The organism is Nonomuraea sp. NPDC003201, from assembly GCF_053590415.1.
Window position 1 is genome coordinate 1 of record NZ_JBSFTC010000513.1, and the last position, 5265, is coordinate 5265.

The window sequence follows — 5265 nt, forward strand, 5'->3', positions numbered from 1 at the left end:
CCGTTCCTCGTGACCTCCGCCTGGCGCGCCGGCCCGTTCCTCGTGACTTCCGCCTGGCGCGCTGGCCCGTTCCTCGTGACCTCCGCCTGGCGCGCCGGCCCGTTCCTCGTGACTTCCGCCTGGCGCGCTGGCCCGTTCCTCGTGACCTCCGCCTGGCGCGCTGGCCCGTTCCTCGTGACCTCCGCCTGGCACGTCTGCCCGCTTCTCGCCACCCCCGCCTGGCGCGCCCGCCCGCTCCTCGGCGGCCGCGCGACGGTGGCGGCTGAGGAAGCGGCGGCGGGGGACGGAGATCACCTGGTCAAGGGTACGGGCGCGCACCCCGCCAGGCGTCACACCAGGGTTTGATCCCGCACGTCCCCCTCAGGTATCGCTTACACAATTACGATCGCCGTGAGCGAACATCGGCAAGAGAGGGAACAACGAAGGGCTCCAATGAATTGAGTCGGTATAACTCAACCCTTTGGAGTTCGCATGAGTGAGAGCCTGATCCTTCCGGTCCTGCCACTGGACGACGAGGTCGTCCTGCCGGGCATGGTGGTTCCGCTGGACCTGTCCGACTCCGAGGTGCGGGCTGCCATAGACGCGGCCCGTGCATCCGGTGGCAACAAGCCGCGGGTCCTCCTCGTTCCCCGGATCGACGGCCGTTACGGCGCCATCGGCGTGCAGGCCGTTGTGGAGCAGGTCGGGAGGCTGCCCGGCGGCGAGCCCGCCGCCGTGGTCCGGGGGGTCAACCGCGTCCGCGTGGGCACCGGCACGACGGGCCCGGGTGCCGCGCTGTGGGTCGAGGCCGACACGATCGACGCCGTCGCCGCCGGTGAGCGCGCTCAGGAGCTGGCCAAGGAGTACAAGGCGCTGGCCACCACGATCCTCCAGAAGCGCGGCGCCTGGCAGGTGGTCGACCAGGTCAACCAGATCGACGATCCCTCGGTGCTGGCCGACAGCTCCGGCTACACCCCCTGGCTGACCACGGCGCAGAAGGTCGAGCTGCTCGAAGCCGCCGACCCCGCCGAACGGCTGGCCAGGCTGATCGAGTGGTCCCGCGAGCACCTCGCCGAGCTCGACGTCGCCGAGACGATCCGCAAGGACGTCCAGGAGGGCATGGAGAAGCAGCAGCGTGAGTTCCTGCTGCGCCAGCAGCTCGCCGCCGTGCGTAAGGAGCTCAAGGAGCTCAACGGCGACACCGAGACCGAGGAAGAGGACTACCGGGCCCGCGTAGAGGCCGCCGACCTGCCGGAGAAGGTGCGCGAGGCCGCGCTCAAGGAGGTCGACAAGCTGGAGCGGACCTCCGACCAGTCCCCTGAGACCGGTTGGATCCGCACCTGGCTGGACACGGTGCTCGACATCCCCTGGAACGACCGTACCGAGGACAACTACGACATCACCGGCGCGCGGGCCGTGCTCGACACCGACCACACGGGCCTGTCCGACGTGAAGGACCGCATCATCGAGCATCTGGCCGTGCGCAAGCGCCGCCAGGACAAGGGCGTCGGCGTGGTGGGTGGCCGCCGCAGCGGCGCCGTGCTCGCCCTCGCCGGCCCTCCCGGAGTCGGCAAGACGTCTCTGGGCGAGTCCGTGGCCCGCGCGATGGGCCGCAAGTTCGTACGCGTCGCGCTCGGCGGCGTGCGCGACGAGGCCGAGATCCGCGGCCACCGGCGCACCTACGTCGGCGCGCTGCCCGGCCGCATCGTCCGCGCCATCCGTGAGGCCGGCTCGATGAACCCGGTCGTCCTGCTCGACGAGGTCGACAAGGTCGGCGCCGACTACCGCGGCGACCCGACGGCGGCCCTGCTGGAGGTGCTCGACCCGGCCCAGAACCACACGTTCCGCGACCACTACCTCGAGGTCGAGCTGGACCTGTCCGACGTGCTGTTCCTGGCCACGGCCAACGTGCTCGAGGCCATCCCCGGGCCGCTGCTCGACCGGATGGAGATCGTCACGCTCGACGGCTACACCGAGGACGAGAAGGTGGCGATCGCCCGCGACCACCTGCTGCCCAGGCAGCTGGAGCTGGCCGGGCTGAGCGCCGAGGAGGTCAAGGTCGAGGACGACGCGCTGCGCAAGCTGGCCGCCGAGTACACCCGCGAGGCGGGCGTCCGGTCGCTGGAGCGCTCGGTCGCCAGGATCCTGCGCAAGGTGGCGGCCAAGGACGAGCTGCCCGTCACGGTCGGCGAGGGCGACCTCGTGGGCTACCTCGGGCGGCCGCGGTTCGTGCCGGAGTCGTCGCTGCCCGAGTCCACCCAGCGCACCTCGGTGCCGGGCGTGGCCACGGGCCTGGCGGTCACCGGAGCGGGCGGCGACGTCCTGTACGTCGAGGCGTCCATGGCCGACCCGGAGACCGGCGAGACCGGCCTCACGCTGACCGGCCAGCTGGGCGACGTGATGAAGGAGTCGGCCAGGATCGCGCTGTCCTACCTCCGCTCGCACGGGGCGGAGCTGGAGCTGCCGGTCACCGCGCTGAAGGACCGCTCGGTCCACGTCCACTTCCCGGCGGGCGCCGTGCCCAAGGACGGCCCCTCGGCCGGTGTGACGCTGACGACCGCGCTGGCCTCCCTCCTGTCGGGCCGTCTCGTACGCGGTGACGTGGCCATGACCGGCGAGATCTCCCTGACCGGGCGGGTCCTGCCGATCGGCGGCGTCAAGCAGAAGCTCCTGGCCGCGCACCGGGCGGGCATCACGACCGTCCTCATCCCGGCCCGCAACGAGCCGGACCTGGACGACGTGCCCGAGGAGGTTCGCAACGAGCTGACCATCCACGCGGTGAGCGACGTGCGCGAGGTTCTCGACATCGCGCTGACCCCGGCGAAGGTGGCCGCCACGGCCGCCGCATAATGGGGGCATAAATGGGCGAATCATTCAGTCGTTTGACTGAATGATTCGCCCATGCTGTTATGTGGGCATGTTGTACGAGACCCCAGCGCTGGAGCCCGTGGACAAGGCGGTCCTCGAGGAGATCGAGGAGATGCGGCGCGACCTGAAGTACCGGCTCGCCGAGACGCACCGGTGGGACGGGCAGTTGCGCAGGCAGTTGCAGGCGCGGGCGATCCAGGGCTCCAACTCGATCGAGGGCTACCAGGCCAGTGTCGAGGACATCCAGTCGATCATGGCGGGTGAGGAGCCGCTGGAGACGTCGACGTCGGTGGCTCAGGAGATCGCGGGCTACCAGCAGGCGCTGACGTACATCCAGGTGCTGTCGCGGGCGCCGGTGTTCCGCTACGACGCCGGGATGCTCAACGCGCTCAACTTCATGGTCATCGGTCACCATCGCAACAAAGGGCCGGGCGTCATCCGGCCGGGAGGCATCTTCATCCGTGACTCCGACACGGGGGAGGTCGTCTACGAGGGCCCCGACGTCGAGCTGGTCCCCGGCGCGATGAACGAGCTGGTCACCTGGCTGAACGAGGGCGACCTCGACGTCCCCGGCTATGTCCGGGCCGCCATGGCCCACTTCAACCTCGTCAAGATCCACCCGTGGCGTGATGGCAACGGCCGGATGTCCCGGGCGCTGCAGACGCTCGTCCTCGGCCGGGAGCAGATCCTGCTGCCCGAGTTCTGCTCCATCGAGGAGTGGCTCGGTCAGCAGCGCGTCACCCTCGACTACTACGACGTGCTGGGCGAGGTCGGAGGGCGGCGATGGGGCCCCCACGGGGACACGCTGCCGTGGGTGCGGTTCTGCTTGAAGGCGCATCACCTGCAGGCCCAGCGGGTCCGCCAGCGCCTGGCCGAAGCCGGAGAGATCTGGATGCTCCTGGAGGAACAGGTCGACGCCGACGGGCTCAACAGCCGTACCGTCTCCGCGCTCTACGAGGTCTTCGTGAACAGGCGGCTGCGCAGGAGCCGCTACCAGTCCGACGAGGGTCTCAGCCAGGGGCAGGCCGCGCGTGACCTGCGCGACCTGGCCGCCAAGGGCTGGCTCCGGCCGTACGGCGAGACCAAGGGCCGCTTCTACGCGCCGGGGCCGCGCATGGAGCGGATCAAGGCCGACTTCGCCGAACGCGTCACCCCGCTGCGCGACCCGTACCGCTAGCGGAGCTGTTCGAGCAGGTCGGCGGCCACCGCCAGGATGCGGCACTCGGCGGGGGTGAGCTTGCCGGCCATGGCCTCGGCCAGCCACAGGTCCGTGGTGCCGACCTGCTGGGTGAGGGCCGCGGTGCCGTCCTCCGTGAGGACGATGTGGTGCCTGCGGCGGTCGGTCTCGCCGCGCGAGCGGCGGATCAGGCCCTGCTCCTCCAGCGAGGCGAGCACGCGGGTGACGGACTGGGGCTGGAGGTGCTCGGCGGCGGCAAGCTCTCCCGCCGTCATCGCGCCGCGCCGGTGCAGGTGGCCGAGCAGGGAGAGCGCCAGGCGGCCGAGCCCGTGCGCGGGGCGCTCGTCGCGCAGCCGCCGCGCCAGGCCGATGGTCGCCCGGCGGAGCGCCACGGCCGTGGCCCGCAGTTCCTCGTCGTCCATGATTATTACGATAGCACTTACTAATTCGAGAGCATCAAGCGACGAAAGCAGGCTGACTTACTACGCAATGCGTAGGAAATTGGGGTAGGCTCCCGCGTCGGGAGGTGCCACGTGCGGATCGAGCTGCGACACATGGTCGCCGCCGGGCTGGGGCTCGGCGGGCCGGTCGCGTGGGGAGTCGCCTCGGGGCGGCCCGCGCTCGGAGCCCTGGCCGCCATCGGAGCCCTCGCCGTGAGCGGCCTCTTCGGAAACGAGGCCCGGCCGGGCCCGGTCCATGGCGCCGCCGCGGTGGCGGGCACGGCTGTGGCCGGGTTCGCCGGGGTCGTGGTGGCGGGGCGCGGGTGGCTCACCGCCGTCGCCGTCGTCCTGATCGCGGGCCTGCTCGCGGTGGCCGGCGGCATCAGCCGCCCCATGGCCGAGCACAGCACTCGCTTCATCGTCTTCATGGTCATCAGCACCGGCGTGGCCAAGGGCGTCGAGCCGGTCGCCGCCGCCGTGCTGTTCGCCGGAGGGGCGGCCTGGGGCCTGCTGGTCACCGCGCTCTGCCTCCACACCCGGAAGGGGCCCGCCGAGCCGGGGGAGCCCCGGCCGGCTCCTCCTCCGGCGAGAGCGCTGCTGCGGCGCTGGTGGCGGACGCTGGGGAGCATGCCCGGGTGGCAGTACGCCATCCGCCTGACCGTCTGCCTCGCCGCCGCCGAGGCCGTCGGGCTCCTGTGGCCGCAGCCGGCCGCGTCGTGGATCGCCGTCACCGTGGTGATCGTCGTCCGGCGCCGCCTGGACGGAGCGGCCAGGCGGTCGGTCGAGCGGGCCGCCGGCACC

At 71.4% G+C, this 5265-nt stretch carries 5 protein-coding genes; 4 read left to right on the forward strand and 1 reads right to left on the reverse strand.

Annotation, left to right across the window (positions count from 1 at the left end; translation table 11 throughout):
- The 3 genes from ACWDX9_RS59390 to ACWDX9_RS59400 form a co-directional block, all read left to right on the forward strand.
- Positions 1-345, forward strand: a 345-nt coding sequence (locus tag ACWDX9_RS59390) for a hypothetical protein (RefSeq protein ID WP_449972501.1), incomplete at its 5' end; no start/stop codon positions are given.
- Between the two features lie 126 nt (positions 346-471).
- Complete coding sequence (gene lon / locus ACWDX9_RS59395; RefSeq protein WP_449972504.1) at positions 472-2829, forward strand: endopeptidase La; 2358 nt, start codon at positions 472-474, stop codon at positions 2827-2829.
- Positions 2830-2896: 67 nt separating this feature from the next.
- Positions 2897-4024 (forward strand): Fic family protein, encoded by a 1128-nt coding sequence (locus tag ACWDX9_RS59400; protein ID WP_449972507.1) that lies wholly within the window; start codon positions 2897-2899, stop codon positions 4022-4024.
- On the opposite strand, the gene ACWDX9_RS59405 is transcribed toward ACWDX9_RS59400, so the two are convergent.
- Positions 4021-4446 (reverse strand): MarR family winged helix-turn-helix transcriptional regulator, encoded by a 426-nt coding sequence (locus ACWDX9_RS59405; RefSeq protein ID WP_449972510.1) that lies wholly within the window; start codon positions 4444-4446, stop codon positions 4021-4023. The genes ACWDX9_RS59400 and ACWDX9_RS59405 overlap by 4 nt on opposite strands.
- Positions 4447-4557: 111 nt before the next feature.
- Between ACWDX9_RS59405 and ACWDX9_RS59410 the strand changes: the two genes are divergently transcribed.
- Positions 4558-5265, forward strand: a 708-nt coding sequence (locus tag ACWDX9_RS59410) for a hypothetical protein (RefSeq protein WP_449972513.1), incomplete at its 3' end; no start/stop codon positions are given.